This is a genomic window from Nodularia sp. LEGE 04288, from assembly GCF_963896525.1.
Classification (GTDB): Bacteria; Cyanobacteriota; Cyanobacteriia; order Cyanobacteriales; family Nostocaceae; genus Nodularia.
Window position 1 is genome coordinate 49,608 of sequence record NZ_CAWQOY010000022.1, and the last position, 21,740, is coordinate 71,347.

The 21,740-nt window shown below is 41.9% G+C and carries 21 protein-coding genes; 12 read left to right on the plus strand and 9 right to left on the minus strand.

Annotated elements, in window-relative coordinates; translation table 11 throughout:
* Window positions 1-340: 340 nt before the first annotated feature.
* The 3 genes from AACX33_RS01955 to AACX33_RS01965 form a co-directional block, all read right to left on the minus strand.
* Entirely contained in the window at window positions 341-2,926 is a 2,586-nt protein-coding gene (locus AACX33_RS01955; protein WP_193996955.1) for a M1 family metallopeptidase, read from the minus strand.
* Between the two features lie 603 nt (window positions 2,927-3,529).
* Window positions 3,530-3,808, minus strand: coding sequence for a hypothetical protein (locus AACX33_RS01960; RefSeq protein ID WP_227788841.1), 279 nt, complete (start codon window positions 3,806-3,808; stop codon window positions 3,530-3,532).
* A gap of 688 nt (window positions 3,809-4,496) precedes the next feature.
* The gene (locus AACX33_RS01965) at window positions 4,497-4,775 is read right to left on the minus strand and encodes a hypothetical protein (RefSeq protein ID WP_193996956.1); all 279 of its coding nucleotides are present in this window, start codon (window positions 4,773-4,775) and stop codon (window positions 4,497-4,499) included.
* Window positions 4,776-5,461: 686 nt separating this feature from the next.
* Here AACX33_RS01965 and AACX33_RS01970 point away from each other — a divergent pair.
* Genes AACX33_RS01970 through AACX33_RS01980 form a run of 3 tightly spaced genes read left to right on the plus strand, consistent with a single transcriptional unit; the run spans window position 5,462 to window position 7,195 of the window.
* Window positions 5,462-5,950 carry a GNAT family N-acetyltransferase gene (locus AACX33_RS01970; RefSeq protein ID WP_193996957.1) on the plus strand — a complete coding sequence of 163 codons (489 nt, stop codon included), beginning with the start codon at window positions 5,462-5,464 and terminating at the stop codon, window positions 5,948-5,950.
* A 45-nt stretch (window positions 5,951-5,995) separates the two neighbouring features.
* Complete coding sequence (locus tag AACX33_RS01975) at window positions 5,996-6,700, plus strand: ComF family protein (RefSeq protein WP_193996958.1); 705 nt, start codon at window positions 5,996-5,998, stop codon at window positions 6,698-6,700.
* 36 nt (window positions 6,701-6,736) lie between these two features.
* A complete protein-coding gene (locus tag AACX33_RS01980) occupies window positions 6,737-7,195 on the plus strand; it encodes a PPC domain-containing protein (RefSeq protein ID WP_193996959.1) in 459 nt (152 codons plus the stop codon).
* Between the two features lie 63 nt (window positions 7,196-7,258).
* Here the strand turns inward: AACX33_RS01980 and cobS are convergent, their stop codons facing one another.
* On the minus strand, window positions 7,259-8,029 hold the full coding sequence (gene cobS / locus AACX33_RS01985; protein ID WP_193997519.1) for an adenosylcobinamide-GDP ribazoletransferase: 771 nt from the start codon (window positions 8,027-8,029) through the stop codon (window positions 7,259-7,261).
* Window positions 8,030-8,400: 371 nt separating this feature from the next.
* Here cobS and AACX33_RS01990 point away from each other — a divergent pair, with 371 nt between their 5' ends.
* The 5 genes from AACX33_RS01990 (at window position 8,401) to psbM (ending at window position 11,189) form a co-directional block, all read left to right on the plus strand.
* Window positions 8,401-8,853: a hypothetical protein gene (locus AACX33_RS01990; protein ID WP_193996960.1), complete on the plus strand. Its 453-nt coding sequence runs from the start codon at window positions 8,401-8,403 to the stop codon at window positions 8,851-8,853.
* A 265-nt stretch (window positions 8,854-9,118) separates the two neighbouring features.
* Window positions 9,119-10,222, plus strand: coding sequence for a tRNA guanosine(34) transglycosylase Tgt (gene tgt / locus AACX33_RS01995; protein ID WP_193996961.1), 1,104 nt, complete (start codon window positions 9,119-9,121; stop codon window positions 10,220-10,222).
* Window positions 10,223-10,348: 126 nt separating this feature from the next.
* Window positions 10,349-10,486, plus strand: a complete 138-nt coding sequence (locus AACX33_RS02000) for a photosystem II reaction center protein K (protein ID WP_010995059.1) — start codon at window positions 10,349-10,351, stop codon at window positions 10,484-10,486.
* A gap of 192 nt (window positions 10,487-10,678) precedes the next feature.
* Complete coding sequence (locus tag AACX33_RS02005) at window positions 10,679-10,975, plus strand: 2Fe-2S iron-sulfur cluster-binding protein (protein ID WP_193996962.1); 297 nt, start codon at window positions 10,679-10,681, stop codon at window positions 10,973-10,975.
* Between the two features lie 97 nt (window positions 10,976-11,072).
* Complete coding sequence (gene psbM, locus AACX33_RS02010) at window positions 11,073-11,189, plus strand: photosystem II reaction center protein PsbM (RefSeq protein WP_006195024.1); 117 nt, start codon at window positions 11,073-11,075, stop codon at window positions 11,187-11,189.
* A gap of 264 nt (window positions 11,190-11,453) precedes the next feature.
* On the opposite strand, the gene AACX33_RS02015 is transcribed toward psbM, so the two are convergent.
* Window positions 11,454-12,305 (minus strand): universal stress protein, encoded by an 852-nt coding sequence (locus tag AACX33_RS02015; RefSeq protein ID WP_193996963.1) that lies wholly within the window; start codon window positions 12,303-12,305, stop codon window positions 11,454-11,456.
* 1,148 nt (window positions 12,306-13,453) lie between these two features.
* Between AACX33_RS02015 and AACX33_RS02020 the strand changes: the two genes are divergently transcribed.
* Complete coding sequence (locus AACX33_RS02020) at window positions 13,454-14,839, plus strand: hypothetical protein (RefSeq protein WP_193996964.1); 1,386 nt, start codon at window positions 13,454-13,456, stop codon at window positions 14,837-14,839.
* A gap of 463 nt (window positions 14,840-15,302) precedes the next feature.
* Here AACX33_RS02020 and AACX33_RS02025 read toward each other — a convergent pair whose 3' ends face one another.
* Entirely contained in the window at window positions 15,303-16,142 is an 840-nt protein-coding gene (locus tag AACX33_RS02025) for a prephenate/arogenate dehydrogenase (RefSeq protein ID WP_193996965.1), read from the minus strand.
* A 71-nt stretch (window positions 16,143-16,213) separates the two neighbouring features.
* Between AACX33_RS02025 and AACX33_RS02030 the strand changes: the two genes are divergently transcribed.
* The 3 genes from AACX33_RS02030 (at window position 16,214) to AACX33_RS02040 (ending at window position 19,366) form a co-directional block, all read left to right on the plus strand.
* On the plus strand, window positions 16,214-17,779 hold the full coding sequence (locus tag AACX33_RS02030; RefSeq protein WP_193996966.1) for a pentapeptide repeat-containing protein: 1,566 nt from the start codon (window positions 16,214-16,216) through the stop codon (window positions 17,777-17,779).
* A gap of 48 nt (window positions 17,780-17,827) precedes the next feature.
* Window positions 17,828-18,418 (plus strand): DUF1517 domain-containing protein, encoded by a 591-nt coding sequence (locus tag AACX33_RS02035; RefSeq protein WP_193996967.1) that lies wholly within the window; start codon window positions 17,828-17,830, stop codon window positions 18,416-18,418.
* A 69-nt stretch (window positions 18,419-18,487) separates the two neighbouring features.
* On the plus strand, window positions 18,488-19,366 hold the full coding sequence (locus AACX33_RS02040) for a hypothetical protein (protein ID WP_193996968.1): 879 nt from the start codon (window positions 18,488-18,490) through the stop codon (window positions 19,364-19,366).
* Between the two features lie 132 nt (window positions 19,367-19,498).
* Here AACX33_RS02040 and aroF read toward each other — a convergent pair whose 3' ends face one another.
* From aroF to rpsO, 3 genes are all read right to left on the minus strand, one after another.
* Window positions 19,499-20,560, minus strand: coding sequence for a 3-deoxy-7-phosphoheptulonate synthase (aroF, locus tag AACX33_RS02045; RefSeq protein ID WP_193996969.1), 1,062 nt, complete (start codon window positions 20,558-20,560; stop codon window positions 19,499-19,501).
* A 333-nt stretch (window positions 20,561-20,893) separates the two neighbouring features.
* Window positions 20,894-21,364 (minus strand): PAM68 family protein, encoded by a 471-nt coding sequence (locus AACX33_RS02050; RefSeq protein ID WP_193996970.1) that lies wholly within the window; start codon window positions 21,362-21,364, stop codon window positions 20,894-20,896.
* A gap of 12 nt (window positions 21,365-21,376) precedes the next feature.
* A complete protein-coding gene (rpsO, locus tag AACX33_RS02055; RefSeq protein WP_193996971.1) occupies window positions 21,377-21,646 on the minus strand; it encodes a 30S ribosomal protein S15 in 270 nt (89 codons plus the stop codon).
* Window positions 21,647-21,740 lie beyond the last annotated feature (94 nt).

Consider the following 21,740-nt stretch of genomic DNA (forward strand, 5'->3'; position numbering starts at 1 on the left):
TTTTATCTTTTTCTTAATTATACTTTATAAAACTACAAATATTTTCTTGAGAAGTAGGGAAAGAGGCAGGGGTGCAGGGTGCAGGGTGCAGGGGGGAGAAGACAGTCACTTCTCAATGACTAATGACCAATGACCGGGGAGTGGTGAGTGGGGAAAGAGGCAGGGGAGCAGGGTGCAGGGGGGAGAAGACAGTCACTTCTCAATGACTAATGACCAATGACCAATGACCAATGACCGGGGAGTGGGGAGTGGTGAGTGGGGAAATAGTTTTCCTCATCATCAATACCCCATCTCATGACCAATGACCAATGACCAATGACCAATGACCAATGACCAATGACTATTTAGATTTTGCTTCCAAACCTTCTAAGCGACTTTTCAGTTCTTGATTTTGTTGCTTGATTTGGTCGAGTTCCTCACGCATCTGGCGCAGTGCATTGTCTGTACCCACATTCTTTTGCACCTTGGAAATTTCTTCTTCCGCATAGCGACGCACACGCCCATCTGGTGTTTGGTCGGCTAGCGATCGCAAAATTCCCATAGCTTTGCGAGTTTCCATTTGTCCCAAGGCTATAACTACAGCAACTTGGGTGAGAAAGAAGGTTTCTTTGGCTAGTTCTGCTAACTTTTCTAAAATCCGTTCTAAATTCACCGGACTTTGACCCACAGAAATCTTGCCTAAAGCCCGAATTGTGGCTAGACGTAATGGTTGTGGTACACCCAGTTTCGTGTATTCTAGCAGCAGGTTTACAGCAGCTTCCGAAGTTTTCAGTTCAGCTAAACCAACCACTGCACCACTCCGCACCACTTCATTCCAACCCGCCTTTGATTCTAAAACGGATTGCAGCAGCTTGATTACTTTTTCTTCCTTGGGTTTGTCTGCCAAATTCACAGATGCGATTGACCCCACAGCCCGACAAGCGGCTGCTTCCACGTAGTAACTGGGATCGCCATTTTTGACCAACTTTTTCACAGCTTTGTAACTGTCATGGGTTTTGATGGTCGCCAGTGCTTCGACTACAGAACGCCGCACATAAGCATTTTGGTCTTGTAATCCAGGAACTAACCCATCAAAGGCTTGATCTAACTTAATTTCTGCCAGTTGTTTAGCAGCTTCGACCTGCACACCCCAAAAGGAATCATTTTTCAGTGCAGCTGATAGGGCAATGGTAGCTTCTAATCCGCCTTTTTTTGCTAAAGCTTCGGCTGCATAGATCCGAGAAATGGGGTTAGGGTCAAATTCTAACTGTGCTTTCAACTCTGGAACTGAATATTCCAAAGTCACAGTTTTGAGGAAATGATTTCCCACATCAAAGCTGACAAATTGGGGCTTTTCTGCTAGGGGAAAGTAAAAGCTTTGTTCCCGTTCATTCACCCGCACAGTGAAAGTGGTGATTTGTGGAGGTTTACCCAGTTGATTGTAGCCAAAACCAATGGGGATTTTCAGATCAAACAAATCTTTGCTATCATTCTTGTCAGCTTGGGTTTGAGTGACTGTGACTTTCGCCAAATTAGCATCTCCATCCCAAGAGTAAGCTACTTTAAAATCGGGATGACCACCACGATAAACGTATTGATCGAACAGGTATGCCAAATTACGCCCGGTAGCCTTTTCAATGGCGCGGAGTAAGTCTACTGTTTCTACAGTTTTATGGGCATTATCTTGGACAAAACTTTGAATTGCTGGCCAAAATAATTCTTCTCCTAATTCCGCCCGAATCATGTGATAAACACAAGACCCTTTTTCGTAGATATGGCGGTCATAAAGTTCTATGGCTTCCCGGTAAACATGAGTTACCATCGGGCGGCGGTAGCGGTGGCTATCTTCGCTTAAGTAACTTCTCGCTTCTAATAATCGATAGTATGCGGCTTCTTGGTCGCCATATTCGTGTTCTGTCCACATAACTTCCGAATAGGAAGCCATACCTTCCTTAATCCAAGCATGAGACCAATGTTTAATTACGATTAAGTCACCAAACCACTGGTGCGCTAATTCGTGAACAACTAAACTTTCTGTGCCACGGTTATCTAAAGTGGCGCGTTCATCGAGTAAACATCTATCTGTTAGTAGGGTTGTGGAAGTATTTTCCATCCCACCAAAGATGAAATCATCTACACAAACTTGGGCATATTTAGGAAAAGCATAAGCATAACCATACTTTTCGCTCAAAAACTCGATCATGCGGGGAGTTTTGCCCATGCTGCGTTTAGCATCGTCCTTTCTACCCTTTTCTACGTAGTAGGTGACGGGTTTACCTTGCCATTCATCACGAATTTCGGCAAAGTCACCTACTGCTAAGGTCATTAAGTAGGTAGGATGAATCTGCTGTTGTGACCAATGGTAGATTTTTTCATCCCCATCTTTTTGGGTGTCAATCAGTTCGCCGTTGGAAATAGCAATTAAATCTTTGGGAACCCGTACCCGAATTTCGGAAGTAGAAAGTTGTCCGGGATAGTCGAAGCAGGGAAACCAGAAACGAGAGTCTTCGTCTTCGCCTTGTGTCCAGACTTGGGTGGGCTTGTTGGGGTAGTGTTTGTCTGGTTGAATAAAGTATATACCGCGTTGAGGCTTTTCCACTGAGTAGGCGATCGCAATCAACAAATGCTGACCAATCTGCGTTGGTTGAGAAAGTTGAATCACCAGATGTTCGCCGTTATAGTCAAAATCCTGCGCTATCTCGTCTACCTGTACAGATTGGATATTTAAGTTGACAGCATCCAAAGTCAAACGGTCAATACCATTGCGGATCGGCAACAGGCGAATGCTGCAACTACCGTGGTAACTTTGGTGAGGAATATCCAAGCACAGATCGAGAAAAATATGCTCTACTTGTCCAGGGCGGTCTGGGTTGTAATGCGGTCTAGCGCCTGGTAATTCAAAAGATTTATGACCGTTATTGTTTGTATCAAAATAAAACTGCGACATTGATGATTACTGACCTTTTAATCCTGAAGAGTCTGTTTAGACGTATTTAAATGCTATCCGGTTAATCTCCCAAATTACAGCAGGTTTCAACTATTTAGTTTTGCCATTTGCTTGGTAAGGATATTTGCATGACAATTTTCGTTAAAGAAATCTAATATATATTTAATCTAATTTTTTGTCATTAATAGTCAGCATTTCCGGAAATTTGGCGCAGGTTTAAGAGAATTGGCTTTGCTTATTTGCTGAATTTTTGGTTCACGGTCAAAATTCGAGGTGCAGTAACCAAGCCATGTTTTTCGCCATTAGTCCCAGCAATTCCTATTCAAGTGAGGTACAAGCAGTAATAATTAAACGCAGATGGACGCAGATAAACGCGGATAGTTTTGGACTTTATTAGACTGGGAAATGCTATACCGATATCAATACAATCTCCAGAAACGTCCAAAAGTTAATGTATTGCCAAACACTGAACTGTTCCCAAGGGTCTTTGGGCTATGTCAAAAAACACCTTGAGAACGTTTCATTTTTGGCTCGCTGACATCCCCAGCTAATATAAGCATGGGAAATTACGCGATTTCGTGAAAAAATTTATACCGTTTCCGATTAATTAAGTAATAAACTCAAAGGAAACTGAATCGAAAATCCCAGTGCTTGTGCCTGTAATACTGCTACTGTTCCTGCTGCTTCTGCTGCTGCTGCTGCTGCTTCTGCTTCTTCTCTTCCCGGAATGAGTAAATCAGCAGGAAACGCATCCAAAATCGACAGGGAGAACAATCCACCAACTGCGCTATCTTGCTGTGCCAAATTGAGCGGTTCAAATAGTGGCTTTGTATTACAGTTTAGCTGTTGTGGATTTGTTAGTTTTTGTTCGTTGTTTTTCATTTTGTTAATCTTTAAAGCTATGTGAACGACTACACAAATACCAGGATAGGGGTACAGGGTGGGTTTTCCCCAACAGAAATGCCTGAGTTGCTGCGTAGCTTCTTTGGTTTTATATTCCCTGTAGGGGCAGGAGTCCCGATTCTCAAGATCCAAAAAATAAACTAAGTAATGTTTTAGTTTACACGTAATAATTTAGCATAGAAATCTTGTATAAATATAACCGCAGCCTCATATTTGAGGACACTTTTCATTGATCAGGACTCTGACACTGGTTTTATACTTAGTAATTCCAATTTAGCTATACATTTCTAGCTGCTTTTGTTTAGCTGTGAATACCGTCATAGTTACGATATTTAGCCATATCCCCCTTTTTTTGCTCCTGCGATATTTACAGTGCTGTTATTTAGCAGCTTGTAGCATTTTATGACCAAAAAATGTCTGGATGATTATTTTGAGTGATCAAATCGCGATTCTCTCCACACCACACAAAAAGGTGATAAAGTAGCTTGGGACACATTTAAAACGGCTCAGGGGCGGAAATGGTGGGCAAATCGGCGATACCCCTTTTAAAGTTTCATAAATTACTGTAACGTAAAGCACAAGTCCCCACTCTCAATGTACGCATAGGGTGGGGATTTTGAGCCGGTGATTCACGAAGTAAGGGTTGTAGAAGGCTACGCCACGCCAGCTATTGAGGTTCCACGGGACTGGGGGCTAAATTGATTGCACAAATAAACGTTCCACAGGGACCAAAACCCTGCGGAAAAAGGTTAGGATTCGCCGGAACGTTAGGACTCGGTGGCACAAATCTAGTTGCAAGACCTACTGCTTGATTTAAAATCACTTCTGTGAAACTTTGACCACCAACTACGCTATCTTGCTCTTCCAATTTGAGGGGTTCAAATAGTGGCATTTTATTGCAGTTTAGCTGTTGTAGATTTGTGGGTTTTTGTTCGTGGTTTTTCATTTTGTTAATCTTTGAAATGATTTGAACTGCTAAACAATCACCCGGATAGGGGTAATTTGTGGGCTTTCCCATTCAACAGAAATGCCTGAGTTGCTCAATAGCTGCTTTGGTCTTATATTCTCTCTAGGGAAAAAAGTCTTGATTTTCAAGATTCAAGAATAAACTAATTGACATTTGTCACGCATTCCTTAATAGCTTGATTTTTGCTGGTAGGACTGGCGTATGAGTAATGTTTTAGTTTACACGTAATAATTTAGCATAGAAGTCTTAGATAAAGATGGACGTACTCGCATAATTTAGGACATTGTTATTCCTCAAAATCGGTAATTTTATGGGTTTTTACTTAATGATTAGCACTTGCTAATACATTGCTATGTTGTTTGATTTGGATGTGAATGAGCCACATTTAGTATGATTAGGCAGATTTTTCCTTTTTTGAGATGGCTATATTTAGGGTGATGTTACTTAGCAGCTTGTAACATATTTTTTCCAGAAGTCAGTTGGTACAATAAAACAAATATATGTTTAGTTTTGTGAAAATGTGAAACCCCCTATTGTCAAGCTATTAGCTTTCTTTACATTTCGTTATAGACATTTAAATTTTTCCGCCGACTTAGTTCTTGACTCGGTACATTGGGATATATATTCAGAAAAATTTTCTGTGCAAACCTGACCCCTAAATAGTAATGAAAAACTATTATCAAGATTTTTTGATTCGTAACTGGGAGATAGGCGATCGCACCAGAGCAGCTTCTGTCGTCAGTTATGTATTATCAGAATATGGTCTGGGTTGGGAACCCAAGGGCGCAGACAAAGATGTGCTGCAAATAGAGGAATTTTACTTAGAAACTGGAGGTGAGTTTTGGGTAATCGAACACCAAAATCAGCTAGTTGGTACGGGGGCATATTACCCGATTAAACGTGGTAGAAAAGCTGTGGAAATCCGCAAAATGTATCTTTTATCGAGTGTCAGAGGTTTAGGACTGGGGAAATATTTATTACAACAACTAGAAGCAGCGATCGCCAACCGTGGTTTTCAGGAAATTTGGATTGAAACCGCTAGTGTATTGGTGGAAGCAGTCAAACTGTATGAAAGCAATGGTTATCAAGCTGCAACGGGAGTAGAAACACCACGCTGCGATCGCGTATATATGAAATTGCTGCACAATAGTTAAAAACTCAAGGGGATTTTCCCCATTTCCCACTCCCTACTCGTTTAAATGCCAATCTGGAAGCACAGTTTTAACAACTTTCTCAACCTGTTTCTGCAATCCAATTGTCTTTTATGCCAAAGACCTACATCTGGTGAATTTTGTCCTGACTGTACGAAGCAACTACAAAAGTGTCAGCACAAAGATCCTACGGTTTTGTGGCAACAACCAATACCAGTATTTGGCTGGGGAATGTATGGTGGGATTGTCAAAAGAGCGATCGCCGTGATGAAATATGAAAATCAACCGCAAATTGCCCGCCCCTTGGGTCAATGGCTAGGAGAAGCATGGTTGTTATCAAATGTGTCCAAAACGCTTCCTTTAGTTATCCCCATCCCACTTCATCCCCATAAGCAAAAAAAACGTGGTTATAACCAAGCTGCATTAATAGCAAAAAGTTTCTGTCAAACAACTGGGTTAAAATTGCAGGTCAATGGTTTAACCAGAGTCCAAGAAACTAAACCACAATTTGATTTATTAGTCTCTGAACGAGAAGCTAACTTAGCTGATGCATTTGCTGTTGGGCAAGAATTACGCCGTCGCCGTCCCCATGTCCCAGTGTTGTTAGTTGACGATATTTATACCACTGGTGCTACAACCAGGTCGGCTGTAAAAATACTTAATCAGCATGGTATTACCGTCTTAGGTTTAGTCGCTGTTACTACTCCCCAAAAACTTTACAAGCAAATTACAGCTGAACAAACCTATAATTAACCGATTACCCTGTTTTTGTGGGAACACAGTTTAATAATGATCAGTAAAGCTTTTGTGGTGGGTTTGAGACAACTAATGATTATTCCTGCCACCTTGTTAGTCATGGGCATCAATCCCAGGGTAGGATTTGCCCAAAATAAATTGTATAGTCCAATTCCTTTAACTCCCAGCACGGAACTTGCCGATACACTCTCAAATAAAGACATTCCCACAGGACAGGGTGGGTTTGGCCGTGATTATATGGTGAACCTGAACACAGGTGATAACTTAGTCATTGACTTGTCTTCTGAGAGTTTTGACACCATCATCACACTCTTAGGCCCCAATGGCGCGCAAGTGGCAGAAAATGATGATGGCCCGGATGGTACTAGCAATTCCTTACTGTTTACTCGCATTCAGGAAACCGGAAACTATATTATCCGTGTCTGGTCTTTTGGGGAAACCGGGGTTGGACCTTTTAAACTGAAGGTGACAAAACTGCAAGAAGTTAAGTAATTCGTAATTCGTAATTTGTAATTCGTAATTCGTAATTCGTAATTCGTAATTCGTAATTCGTAACTAAAAAGTGGTCAAAACGCAGAGAAATAAGGCTTCTGTCCACTCAACAACTGCGCCGTAGGTGTCTCCTGTGTGTCCGCCTAATTTGTGATGGAACCATAATCCGGTAAGGGTGGCGATCGCACTTCCAGCCAATATCATACTGAGGGCGAAAAATAAATATTTCCTATCTAATAGGACTAAAACACCACTGAGACTAAATAATAAAAACAGTCCCGGTAATAAATCCTGGTATGAACGAATCGCTGCTTTGTGAAATGCGCCTTTACCCGTCGGTTTCAAATAAGGATATCGAGCGATCGCTACTTGTTGTCCCCAGCGTCCCCATCCACAAGCCGCCATCAGCACTAGCCAACGGTGATCTGCAATATCTATGAACGCTGTGGTTTTCAGTAAGATTAAGGCGATCGCCGCCATCGCCCCAAATGCACCTGTAGCACTATCTGTCATCACCTCTAAGCGTTTTTCTGGGTTACCCACCGCCAAACCATCGGCAGTATCCATAGCCCCATCTAAGTGCAAACCTCCAGTAATCGCAATCCAAATACTCACCACCAAAGCGCTACGAGTGAGCAGTGGTATCCCCAAATAATTCATGACCACATCACATAGCCCTAAAATTGAGCCAATCATCACCCCGACTAGCGGGGCAAAATGCGCCACTCTGGCGAAGTCTAGCCCGTTTATATAGGGCAGAGGAATAGAACTGTAGAATATTATACTAGCAAATAAATTTAAACCTAATTTTTTCCACCACTGGGGCTGATTCATCGCGTTAATTAATATACCTAAACTTGCTGACAAATGTTGTCCACAATTCCGGTAGGAGCAGCAGTAGGGGATTTTAAAGCTTTAAAAAAGATCACCTATGATCAGAGACTCATTGAGAAAACTTTGTTATGCTGTTCTCAGTAATATCTGTTTCGAGTGCTGATTGCAACTGAATACCAGTGAAGTTAGCAAACCAAACTAGTACAAGAAAGAATTGGACTTTGCATTCTTCAACTAATAACTTACCCTAGACTTAATTGAGACGATCGCCCTCCAAAGTTGATATTTTTTTAAATGTAGGGGGCCAACAGGCTGTGAAATTGAGCTTTTAGCTGTGTTGTACCTCACCTTTGCTTATCTCCTATTTTCCTATGAGTCACCATCTACCCGACACCAGGATACCAGCTCCGTGTATTGTTAACACGGGAATAATTGTAAATAAGCTCGACATTCGGCGATTGCTGTCTGATTTAGGTCGAGTCCACTACATCTACACTCAATTCGGCAAATTACAGAGCGAGGGTGAAGGAGATGTGATGGAAGTCTTTGTTAATCCTCAAAGGTCTACCCTAGTTGCTAACTGTGCGCTTTACTTGAATGTTTATAGTTTTGATTACCTAGAACTCAAACAGTCCCCGCAACAAGAAACCTACTTTGATTTGTTGCAAGAAGGTATGTGTTTACGGCTGATTCCGCTTTCGACTCCCTCACAAGAGCGCAAGGAGCGCGGCTTGAATGTCAACGCCATAGAAGCGATGATGGAGCAAGTCTTCTCTGCTAAATGGGATGCAGAAATTGACGATGACTGTTCTGATTCATTTTAATGAGCAACAGATAAAGCATATACTCAAAAAGTCGGTCATAGGTTGGTCGTGAATATAACCCCTTTCAAAATGGGTAAAAATTGTAGTCAAAACATTCCTCTTAACTCTGTGTCCTCTGTGCCTCTGTGGTTAAATAAATTTCTTTTCCACCCCACCAAATACAGAGAACGAAGAGAGAAATCAGGCTTAGTAGTGATTACTCAAGTATTCACAATCAATCAATTACCACTATTTAAACATTTAGCGCGATCGCATTAATTTTACCTTGAGTGCCAACTTTTCTTTTCAATCCCTGGCTGAATGTAGCCAGACAAAAGCTAGGGCTGGGGTCTTTCATACTCCTCACGGCCCTGTGGAAACCCCAAGATTTATGCCTGTGGGAACCCTGGCAAATGTCAAAACTGTCACCCCAGACCAACTAAAAAGCACTGGGGCGCAAATGGTATTATCCAATACCTATCATCTCCATCTGCAACCAGGGGAGAGAATAGTTGCTGGAGGTGGTGGTTTACATAAATTTATGGGCTGGAATGGACCAATGCTCACCGATTCCGGTGGGTTTCAGGTGTTCAGCTTGAGCGAAATGCGGAAAATTTCTGAAGATGGTGTCACTTTTCGCTCACCCCACGATGGACAAATTATTCACTTAACGCCGGAACGCTCCATAGAGATCCAAAATACATTAGGGGCTGATGTGATCATGGCCTTTGATGAATGTCCCCCCTACCCAGCTAGTCGCGAAGATGTGCAAGCTGCAACTGATCGAACCTATCGTTGGCTGGAACGCTGCATCACCTTTCATCAACGTAGTGATCAAGCTTTGTTTGGTATCGTTCAAGGAGGGGTGTATCTGGATTTACGCGCCCAAGCCGCCCAAGCTTTAGCGAAGTTGGATTTGCCTGGATATGCTATTGGTGGGGTGAGTGTGGGAGAACCGCCGGAACTCATGGCTGATATTGTCCGCACGACAGCGCCACTATTACCTCCAGAAAAGCCGCGTTATTTGATGGGTGTGGGTACTTATCGGGAAATGGCAATTGCGATCGCTTCTGGTGTAGATTTATTTGATTGTGTGATTCCTACCCGTTGGGCGAGACACGGCACAGCAATTGTCCAAGGCGAACGCTGGAATTTAAAGAATGCTAAGTTTCGTGAAGATTATGCGCCATTAGATGAAACTTGCCCTTGTTATGCTTGTCAAAACTTTAGCCGTGCGTACATATCTCATTTAGTGCGATCGCAAGAAATTTTAGGCTACACATTATTGAGTATTCACAACATTACCGAACTAATTCGTTTTACGCAAAAGATTCGTGAAGCAATATTAAGCGATCGCTTTGCCACCGAATTTGCACACTGGCTCAACTAAGGAATAGGCACTGTCCCAGAATTTGTTCAATCCCAAAATATTAAATACCCAATCCCCAATACCCAAACCATGTTAAGATAAATTTCAAATATTAACTCTGTGTTAGATAGGTGGATTTAGACAAACATGGAAGCAGCATTGTTATTAGCAAAATTGCCTGAAGCTTACCAAATCTTCGATCCTTTGGTAGATGTTCTCCCAATTATTCCCGTATTTTTCTTGTTGTTGGCTTTTGTATGGCAAGCAGCCGTTGGATTCAGGTAAGCTAACCGATTACCGATTATTGGGACAGGTAATATACCTGTCCTATTTATTTGGCAACTTCTTTGTATTTAAACTTGATATTTCTTAATATTTTGTAATAAACTACCAGAAATTAAGTAGGATAGTTTACGGAACCTGTGCAGAACTCAGCTTTTCCAGCCACGCCTACAGTCAAAAAGGTATCAATCAGCTATGGGTAACATCAAATTTGTCAAAGAAAATAAAGAAGTAATAGCAGCTGATGGGGCTAACCTTCGACTCAAAGCCATGCAAAATGGCATTGACATCTATAAATTAATTGGCAAAATGACCAATTGCGGTGGTGCTGGTCAATGTGGTACTTGCATTGTAGAGATAGTCGAAGGAATGGAAAACCTTTCCCCACGCACAAATGTAGAGAACCAAAAGTTTAAAAAAAAGCCTGATAATTACCGTCTCGCCTGTCAAACCCTAGTCAATGGACCAGTTAGTGTAGTCACAAAACCCTAACATCTAACTTGTCAAAAATTTCAGCTAACACTGGCATCGATAATGCTATTCTAAAGTTGTTGACTGGAAACTGAAATTAAAGAGAGGCTTTCTTGCTATGCAAGTGAATGAACTAGGGTTCGTAGCGAGCATTCTGTTCGTTCTAGTTCCCGCAGTGTTTTTAATAGTTCTTTACATCCAAACTGCTAGCCGTGAAGGTGGAAAAGATTCTTGACATTTGTGTATAAGATAAAGAACCCCAACACCATTGGTGCAGGGGTTTTTTGTTGACCGAAAATAATGGGATACAAGCCCCGTCCTTTTCGGACGGCTTTCTGGTAATATTGAAATATAGTCGCCACAGGGCATTGGGAGACTTTAAACGAACGTCGAGGGATGGTAAGACTATTTCGATAGCATCGACCCAATGAAGCGTTAAGGAATACTCTCTCCTTCAGGAAGAGGAGGTATGTCAACAACCGCTAAATTTAGGGTGATGTTAAGCCACAGTCCGCGCCAACAACACAGGACAAGTGGCATTCACTCGAACATAGTCAGACAAAGAAGCACCGATAAGTCTGTCTATATCGACAAAACTCTTAGCCACCGATGGCCGACGGTCTGGAGATCCGATCAACAATAAGTCTGTATTTAACTCTTCTGCCTGGCGACAAATTTCTTCACCTGGTTTGCCGCTACTAGTGACACAACGAGTTTGCACACCGTATTTTTGGGCTTCGGCAACCGCTTCTGCCAAAACTGAATTTTTCTCTGGGTTAATATCCGTCACTTCAGATGTTTTGCCACGCAAATCTGTAGTAACATTAGTCAAAATTAACTGACTACCCGGAATATCTCGTAACAAAAACAGAGCCAAACTTAAGCATTTTTTGGCAGAATCAGAATTATCCATCGCTACCATCACGCGCTTAATTTTTTTGACATAAATGTCATCTTTTACCAGCAACATGGGGCGAGAAGATAGCTGGAAAACATACTGACTCACCGAGTTAGATAAAATTGATTGCAGACGCTTGAGTCCCCGTGAACCCATAATAATTAAGTTAGCATCCATTTCATCTGCTACCTGGCAAACTACATCCTTGGGATCACCTTGCCGCAAAATTGAAGACACCTGACTGGGGTCTAAATTCAGAGACTGAATGGCATTAGCCAGGATTTTACCACCCTCTTCCCATTTATCTGTCATTGCAGACGCAGTACTTTGGGGAGGTACAACGTGCAAAACTGTAACCTTTGCGGATTGGATTGATGGCATCTCCTTTAAGGTTTTGAGCATTTCTTCTGCATGGCCCAAGCCAGAAACCGCTAGCAAAATTTTATCAATCATTGTTACTTCTCGCCCTTAAACTTGCTTTGGTGTTTGCTCTTATTACTTGGCTCAGTTGAAAGTTTCAACGCCTTGCTTAATAACCTAGTCAGTAACTCAGCACAAACAAACTTTTCATCATTAGCTATTAGCACTAAAAAGTGTGACAAATAGTTAATTAATGTTGAGTTTTTTGTCTCTAAGTCACCTAAACTTTTAACTAGGCTTCAAGGATTAAGCATACTCTCAATTTAGCGTAATAAACTTCATAAATTATTATGTTAGTTATTATTTTTAATCTATGTTAATTTATTTTAATTATAGAAAAATTAAGTATTGCAAAGAAGTTTAATATAATCATCTGTCTGTGTTTTTTCTGAAAAATTATATGGTATTCCTCACTAGAGGGAATTAATTAACCACAGATGAACACAGATATAGACGCGTTAACTTTTAAATTCAACAGTTTTTATGCAGATTTTTCTGCTTAAATGAGACTGTTATATTTACATTTGTAAAGTATAAGCAAATTTGCGAGAAAAATATTGTCTAGATAAAACAATATAAACAGGGTGTGCTATGCAGTATATTCATATACCTTAATTTTTTGAGCCTGCTGTATTCTTAGCATTCAACACATTGCTATATCAAGATGGTACTTTGGGTTGCGCGACAACACACCCTTGTATTTAAAAATAATTAGTATTTTATTAGATCAAAAGTATTAGCAAGCAAATCAAAACTTTATTCATTTTAACTTTTTGTTAAAAATATTATCATTTTTATTGAAATTATATTCAAGATTTATCTCTGAATATAATTTCTTGCTTACGCATCCTGTTTTAAGGCTCGCATAAGAAAAATTAAAACAACAAGTTTGTAGATTGAGTTGATGAATTTAGCGTTAACCAAACTATTTATGAGAGCCAACTAACTCGGCTCTCATAGCCAAATTGTTGTTTTTTTCATGTTTTTTTCCATATGACAACAGAGAAAACTGCCTTCAGTTTATTCTGCTGCTATCGATATGAGTAGAGCAACTTCATTAAACAGAAAACATTCGTAAGGTGTGTTAATGGCATTCTTTTTAATGCACTTTATTCTGATTTTTTTTAGGTTGAGCTACTTAACTGACTAATTTATCTAACCGATTGTAAGGAATAGTTATAATGGCTGAAAACAGTATCGAAGGTAATGGCAATTGGTACTATACAGATGGTCAATGGATATCTGATGAAGGTGCCGATTTAAGTGTGGCTGATGCCTTCGCTAGTGGGAACCCCCCTGATGGTTATATTCCCGATAATATTTCTGATGCTACTAGTTTCGGCGACAGTAGCGGTGGTAATCCCTTTGGTGATGGTGGTGACAGTAGCGGTGGTAGTCCCTTTGCTGGGGGTAATCCCTTCATGAGCGGGGATGGAGGAAATGTGTCTACGACTAGTGAGGATGGCCAGTACAGCTACAACTACACTCGGACTGAGGACGAGCGCAGTTTAGCACCTGATGATAACAACCCCTTCGGTCAATTAATTGACATTCTCAGTCTTGACAGTAACTCGTCTGATAGCGGTAGCAATTCTTTCGATGGTGGTAACGACTTAGCTGGAAACTTGCCTATTGGTAGCACCCCAGCCTCTTCAACAAATGAGAACGTCCTACCAGAAGCTCCTGAAGGTATATCTGTACCATACAATAGTGACAACTTGACAGTCGAAATGAACGATTTAGAATCTGGTGAACTTGGGATAAGTAATAGCGATAACACAGGTAATGGAAATGGCAATTCCTTCGGTGGTGGTAACGACTTAGCTGGAAACTTGCCTATTGGTAGCACCCCAGCCTCTTCAACAAATGGGAACGTCCTACCAGAAGCTCCTGAAGGTATATCTGTACCATACAACAGTGATAATTGGATATCTGATCTCAAAGATTTAGAATCTGGTGAAACTGGTGCAAGCACTGAAGGTAACACAGGCAATGGAAATGGCAACTGGTTTTACGGAAGCAACAATACTGCCGATGGCAATGGCAATTGGTATTTTGGTAGTGGCAACACTACCGATGGTAATGGTAACTGGCAGTTAGGTGATAACAATACTGCCGATGGCAATGGCAACTGGGAGTTTGGTAGTGGCAACACCAGTGATGGCAATGGTAACTGGCAGTTAGGTGATAATAATACTGTTAACGGTAATGCCAACATACCTAGTGGCGATGGCAACAATATCAACGGTAATAGCAACATCCTCAGTGGTAATAGCAGCAATGTTCTTGGTAATACCAATACTTCCAACATTAATAATGGTAGTTTACTCGGTAATAGTATTGAGGCTACTGATGATGGCAAAGCATATATTGGTAACGAGGATTGGTCTTTCGATATCCTTGATGAACTGACATCCCTGGGGAGTGGTGTGTCGGGGGTTGGTAGTGATGTCAACAGTTTGTTGAGTCATCCTGATATAGTATCAACTACCACTAGCAAGGAAGGTTTTACTGATTCCCCCTTCTTAGCAAACTCGGATTATCAATTTGAATTTAGTGGTGTGTAGCTTCCCGCTAAAAGTAGGCTAAACATCCCATGAGTCATAATTTTTGCCAAAGAGTAGAGATAATGGCGCAGTATCAAAGAAAATGATTGATGGCTGTTGTGTCGGAAATTGGAGAAGCTAGGGAACCACATTTCTGGATTAGCTATGTGTTGCAGTTGATCAACAACCCTACTTTCTGATATCTAGTGCAAACAATGGTTGCCGCAAAACGAGTTTATTTGTGATTGTTTTGGGGATAGCGATCGCCTTGATCCTATCCTTTTTCTTTAGCCTGATACCAATTTTCTGTGACAGTCTACCACTTCTTCTCAGATACAAGCGCCATCGCTTGACTTTTCAGACAGTCGCTACAAAAAATGATTTGGAATGGGTGTCCCCACCCGTCCCTGAATCAGGGCGGGTATCTTTGCTCTCCCCGACAATATGGATAAGTTATTGCTAGGAAATCCCTAAAGCACTAGGATTACTCAACAAATTTTGGTCGTGCTTTTCCCGTTGACTGTAATTTTAGTTCTAAACCTGCCCAATCTTCTTGCTCAATTAAGTTAGTTAATTCATCAAGATTTTGGCGATATTGTTGTAATGAATTTAGCAATGCGGAGCGGTTATACTGCGCCATCATTACCCCTAATTCTGGGTTACCACCACCTACACGGCTGGTATCCCGAAAACCTGAACTAGCTAGATTTTGGGCTAATTGCAGCACTTGGTGATCAGTTTCACCCATGCAAGCAGCAATTAAGGCCGCACTGACCATTACAGGTAAATGGGAAATTAAACTGACAGCACGGTCATGTTGATCTGGTTGGCAATAATAAAGATTAGCCCCAAGCGATCGCACAATTTCTTCTACAACTGAAATCGCTGTCTTTGGTGTTGTCGCATCTGGTGTGAGAACATAGGGTCTATCCACAAATAAATCCCGTTGTGCGGCTTCTATGCCACTATCTGCCGTTCCCGCCATCGGGTGACCACCGATGAAATTTTCCCACACCGGAGCGATCGCCTGGACAATGGGTGCTTTGACTGAACCAACATCGGTGATTACCGTAGTTACAGGCACATGATCGATTAGCACCTGTAATTGGGGAATAATAAGACTAATAGGTGTACAAATAAAAACAACTTCGGCGGCTGCTAACAGGCTCATGTCCACAGATGCTTGATCAACGCTACCTAAAGCGATCGCTCTTTCACAGGTAGATTCCCGGCGACTGACTCCTAACACATGATGACCTTGCGATCGCAGATCATAACCCAAAGAACCGCCGATCAATCCCAGTCCCAAAATACCAATTTTCATTTTTGATTTAGACTACGTATTTTCTGCATACTTTACCAACTATTGAAGTTGGTATCTAAGGGGTAGCATTCATGACTGTAGAAGAGTTGCTAGAACAATACGCAGCAGGAGTTATTAACTTTACTGGTATTAGCCTTTGTGAAGCTAACCTGAATGGTGTCAAACTCAGCGGCATAAATTTCAGCGCAGCTGACTTAAGTATAGTTAACTTCAGTGGTGCAAACCTTAGCGGTGCTAACTTGAGTCATACCAAGCTGAATGTAGCTAGACTGAGTGGCGCAAATCTTGAAAATGTGATTCTGAATAATTCTAGTTTAAATGTCGCTAATTTAATTCGAGCCGATTTGACTGGCGCTCAACTGCGAGGAGCATCCCTAGTTCGGGCTGAATTAATTCGGGCTAACCTCAGTCGTGCTGACTTGTTCGAGGCTAACTTGAATAGTGCCGATTTACGAGAAGCTACACTCCGCCAAGCTAATCTTCGCTACGCTAACTTAAGCGGAGCAAATTTGAGAGGTAGCTCATTAATCAGGGCTAACTTAGAAATGGCTAACCTCAACGCCACTGATTTGAGTCGTACTAACCTCAGTGGTGCGACGATGCGAGATGCTGAACTCAAACAAGCTAATCTCAGTCATGCTAATCTCAGTGGTGCCGATTTGAGTAACGCAAATCTCCGGTGGGCTGATTTAAAGGGCGCAAATCTTTCTTGGGCTGATTTAAGTGGAGCTAAATTCAGTGGAGCTAATTTAATTGGTGCAAACTTGAGTAATGCCAATTTAACAAATGCCAGTTTAGTCCATGCTAATTTGAATCAGGCAACCTTAATTAACGTCGAATGGGTCGGTGCAGACTTAACGAGTGCGATTTTAACAGGGGCAAAACTTCATTCTACCTCCCGCTTTGGTCTAAAAACTGAAGGCATCACTTGCGAATGGATTGATTTAAGTCCCACAGGCGATCGCTCCATTATTCAAAAATTTGCTTGTGAAGATGCACGAGACTTTTTCAATGAAACCTCACCCACCATCCGCATTATTATTGATGCACCCCTAGAACACGAAGCTAATTTTGCTCTAGCTGGTTCTTATTACCAAATTGCTCAGGAATATCGCGGACTCAAACAACCCCCCAGCGTAGAAATTAGTCGTCGCCGGACTGTCTTGACTTTCCCGGTAGACAACGACCAAAGCTTATTAGCTACAGCTTGTATCGCTATTCTGCCATTTCAAGATGCTATTAATACCCAGAAAAACATTTACACAATCCTGGAAATGTTGAACAGAGAAGATATATTTCATTTAGGGTTAAAAGCACCCGATCAAATACAGCAATTAACTAGGCTGACCCAGGAAGCTATTAGTCAGGGGCGGATAATTACACAAATGAAAAGAAATTTGGAATTAGCCGCCAAATTAAAGTTCTGTAGAAGACCTACCCAGACAATATTGACCAATTCCAGCGCTCAAACTTTAATTGTGTATGATCACCCTAACTTTGGTAAACGATTTATTAATTCCTCAGCTCAAGATATGAAATTTTTACCTAAGATATCCAGCGAAGCTGCTACATTTATACCACCTGCTGTAAATATGGTTGTGGATTTTATTAACAGCTTTCACTACATCAGTCAATAGTAGAGATATGATTTTGCAGTGTATGAGTCAAAATTATGGAGGAAGCAAATGCGGGCGTTTAATCAAATGATGGGTCGGACTCGGTATGTGGTGTGTCGCTTGTTTTTGCATTTAGCCGGGTCTGATGTCGCACCAATTCTGGGAGTATTAAATAGTACAGCACGGGAAGCGATCGCAGCTGATGGTGACCTGAAAGATTTAGGAGAAGGATTAGTCGAAATTTGCGAAACCCTATTGCGATACGATGAATCTTGGCTTTCTGCTGCCAATGAAGGTGAAGTATTCTGGGATGAAGGTGAGGCGGGAGATTACGTCAATGAATTATTTAGTGACTCTGGCGAACGCTATGGTGCAGACCTTGATATAAATTCCGCTTCTAGTTCAGATGCATCTTTTTCTGTCCCTGTAACCCGCAACGTCATTGTCATGCTCACTGTCGCTTATGAAGGTGAAGTTCCGGATTTAGAAGCTGACCTCTCCAACATCCCAGCATTAAAGGATGCTTTAAAAGCTTTAATCAATTTGCACTATAAAGAAAAACTGCGCGCCATTCAGATACATTTCTCCCCAGCACAGTTAGGTGACGAACTGACTAATGATCATCTATTCCAATATTACCCAGAATTAATTCCTTTGTAACTTGTCGGGTATTCTCTACATCACCACCCCCCTTGAAGCTTGTTAAGCTGAGAAATAGGACATAGTAAAATGCTCATGACAGTATTACGAAAATTTACAGTTGTTTTTTTAGCACTGACTTTGTGCTTAACAACTGTCAGCTGTGGGAGTTCTAACGAAACTGCCTCTCAAAGTAGAAATGTGAGCCGCACCGCTACGAATACCAAGCTCAGTGATGGTCAGTATCAGGTGCAGCAAGCTAGTTTTGATGATGGAACAGGTGAATATACACTGTTTTTACTCAACAGTACACCCCCAACCTTTAAAACCGAAAATTTGCAAATGGCACGGCTAACCGATGAAGAAATTAAGGAGGGAAAAAAGACTTCTTTGAAGGTGGAGAACGGACAACCCGCCTTGTATATGACAGAAGACTTTAAAATTGAGTACGTCCACAACGTCACCGAAACCCAAACCAATCCCCAAACGGGACGACAAGAAACAGTCGTAGTGCGAAGAGAAAGTAACTTTTGGGCCCCCTTCGCCGGGGCTGTAGCTGGTAACATCGCCGGACAGGTCATCGGTAATATGTTATTTAGACCCCAATACTATGTACCACCTGTCTATCAGCCTGGAGGAGTGCTAACCGGCTACGGCGGTTATGGCTCCACCTATAATCAAGCGGTGAGTAGCTATCGGACTCGCTACAATGCTCCACCAGCAGTTGAGCGTAATCGGACAACTTTCCGCACTACAGGAAACGTGAGAAGATCATCTCCTGCTAGTTCAACTGTACGCACTACACCAAGTAGAAATACAGGGAATCGTCCCTCTGGTTCCGGTGTGGGTAGCAGTAACTTAAAACCTTCTAACAGATCCGGTGCTACCAAACGGAACACTAATAGTGGTTTTGGTTCTGGTGGACGTTCTACAGGCTCTCGCAGTCGCTCAGGCGGCAGAAGGCGTTAATAGTCCTCTTCGGTGAATCCTTGTAGAGACGTGACATGGAACGTCTCTACATTCTGTGTCATCAGATGTCTAATGCAAAAGCCTGCCGTAAAAATTACGAATTACGAATTACGAATTACGAATTACGAATTACTAATTAGTTACAGCAACGACTGGTTGCGGCCAACGTCCGACAGCGTTACCAATCACGCCTAATTGTTGCATTAAATAATCAAAACGTTCTGGTGTCAGAGATTGCGGCCCATCAGATAAAGCCTTAGCAGGGTTGGGGTGAACCTCAATCATCAGAGAATCAGTGCCAGCTGCGATCGCCGCCATAGCCATCGAAGGTACAAATTCAGACCAGCCCGTGCCATGACTGGGGTCAATCATAATTGGCAAGTGAGTGAGCTTTCTTAATACTGGTACTACTGACAAATCCAAAGTATTGCGAGTGTGTTGGCGGTCAAAAGTCCGAATTCCCCGCTCACATAAAATCACATTCGGGTTTCCTGCTGCCAAAATATACTCAGCCGCCATCAACCAATCCTCAATAGTAGCTGCCATTCCCCGCTTTAAAAGAATGGGTTTTGGTTGCGCCCCCACTTTTTTCAGTAAAGAGAAGTTTTGCATATTTCTTGCCCCCACCTGGATGACATCAGCAACCTCAGCGATCATATCCAGTTCAGCAGCATCCATTACTTCTGTAATAATCCCCAAACCACTCACTGCTCGCGCCTTTGCCAACAATTCCAAAGCACTTTCGCCATGACCTTGAAAGGCGTAAGGCGAAGTTCGGGGTTTATATGCTCCACCACGTAAAAATTTAGCTCCTGCGGCTTTAACGCGCTGTGCCGTTTCTACGATCATCTCTTCATTTTCTACGGAACAAGGGCCAGCAACAACGATTAAAGGATGGTGTTCTCCAAATGTCACGTCTCCATCGGGAGTATTCACCACCACCTCAGAAGCTTCCCCATGACGAAACTGGCGGCTAGCTCGTTTGTATGGTAACTCTACCCGCAATACTTGCTCAATCCAGGGGCTGAGTTCCTGAATTTGTAACGGGTCTAAGCTAGCTGTTTCACCTACCAGACCAATTACCACTTTGTTTTGACCAATGATTTTTTCTGGTATTAGTCCCCGGCTAATTAGTTCCTCGCTAATGCGGTTGATTTCCATTTCTGGGGAACCGCTTTTCATGACTACAATCATCTTAAATTACCTGATTAGTTGACGTGAATTTCAAACAAATAGGAGCCAAGTTATCTGGCTTTTTTGTATTTAATTTAAATTTAGTTTAAATATTTGCAGTGATCCAAACAAAAACTTAATCGCGTTTCCCGGACTATTAATTCTTTCCTAATGTAGAGACTGCCATATTAGGGAAAAACAGAGGGCGCTCAGTACTTTTGCGGATGAGTATTAGGTTTTATCAAACATCATAAATTGTTATTTAGTAATGTTGAAGTTGAGATTTCCTAACTTCAACATTTACTGGAAAATCTACCCAATACAGCAGTTAGCCTGGTATCTGAGCGCCAAGGATCATACGTTTTTTTGCCGAGTTTCTCGCCAAACTTCCACCATTCGACCCCAATTGGTACTAAATTCACCCAAACCCCATAGACTTCCGGGTCTTTCTTCATCCCATGAGGCTGAGAGAACACCATAAGTTATCCCCAAAACTCCTATACCAAATAATCCCATATTCACCAATAACACGGCAATGGGAGGCAATTGGATCTCGGAGTAAATAGCGAGTAAATAGCTGACTACTAGGGTTGTAATCCCCAACGCTGTGGGAATACCACAGAATCCAGCTACCCGCCGGATCATCCTTTGGCTCACAACTTGGGGAATTGCCATCTCTTCTTTATTAAAAGGTGGCTGCTTACTAGCCTGTTTTTCAGAGGTCTTGGGCTGTGCTTGTGGTTTGCTTACAGCTTTGGCGGGTTTTTGGCGCTTTGTTTTTGGTTCAAAAGGTAAGCTATTGCGCTCAGATTCTTCAGCAGACATAAGCGATAGTTCCTATCCCCGAATACCGAGACGAGCAATTAAACCTTGATATTTTTCCCGACTTCCTTGCTGAATATAGGCGAGAAGACGCTTGCGCTGACCAATCATCTTCAATAATCCTCGCCGGGAAGAATGGTCTTTTTTATTTCCCTGGAGATGTAAGCTGAGGCGACTAATGCGATCGCTTAACATGGCCACTTGAACTTCGGCAGATCCAGTATCGGTTTCGTGAACTTGATAGTTCGACATTATTTCTTGTTTGCGCTGTTGCGTCAGAGCCATAATCGATTCACTTTCTAGTTATTTTAAATGTATGCAGCAGTCTCCCATGATATCACAGGCCTCAACTTGCGGGTATTACTGGGCAATGAGTATT